Source organism: Streptomyces narbonensis, assembly GCF_014649015.1.
In the GTDB taxonomy this organism is placed as follows: domain Bacteria; phylum Actinomycetota; class Actinomycetes; order Streptomycetales; family Streptomycetaceae; genus Streptomyces; species Streptomyces narbonensis.
The window spans coordinates 1-879 of record NZ_BMSF01000096.1; the positions used below are offsets into that span (position 1 = coordinate 1).

Consider the following 879-nt stretch of genomic DNA (forward strand, 5'->3'; position numbering starts at 1 on the left):
GGTGTTCACGCTGCCCGACACGCTGTGGCCCCTGTTCTTCTACAACCGCTGGCTGCTCGATGCGCTGTTTCGGCTGGCGGCCGATAACCTGATCTACGCCGCCAAGCGGCGCGGTTTGCGCGTCGGGATTTTCGGGGCGCTGCACACCTATGGCCGGCGGCTCAACTGGCATCCCCACGTCCACCTGTCGGTGACCGCGGGCGGCCTGGATGAGCAGGGCGTCTGGAAAAATCTGTCGTTCCACAAAGAGGCCCTGCGGCGGCGCTGGATGTGGCTGGTGCGCGATTACCTGCTGGGACAGCCGCTTTCGCAACTGACGATGCCGCCGCCGCTGGCCCACATCCTCTGTGAAAGCGACTGGCGCCGTTTGATACTGACCGCTGGCGGCCAGCACTGGCACATCCACTTGTCGAAGAAGACGGAAAACGGGCGAAAGACCGTCAATTACCTGGGCCGCTACCTGAAAAAACCGCCGATCTCGGGCAGTCGTCTGGCGCATTACACCTCCGGAGCCACGTTGAGCTTTACCTACCTGGATCACCGCACGCAGACCTATCAGCAGGAAACGCTAAGCCAGGCCGACATGCTGCGCCGGGTGGTCCAGCACATCCCGGAAAAGCATTTCCGGATGATCCGGTATTTTGGTTTTCTGGCCAATCGGGTCTGCGGGCAGTACCTGCCGAAGGTCTATGAAGCACTGAAGATGGCGACGCCAGGACCGGTACCAAAGCTGTATTTTGCGCAGATGGCCAAAGCCTTTCTAAACGTCGATCCGTTCCGTTGCGTGCTGTGTGGCGCACGGATGGTATACACGGCGGCAATCAGCGGGCTGACGGTGCAGGGACTGGTCCTCAACGCTCAGGCGATCGCGCAGATGAG

1 protein-coding gene is annotated in these 879 nt (G+C 61.2%); it reads left to right on the top strand.

The window, feature by feature from the left end:
• Positions 1 to 879, top strand: an 879-nt coding sequence (locus IE124_RS36270) for an IS91 family transposase (RefSeq protein ID WP_189513934.1), incomplete at both ends; no start/stop codon positions are given.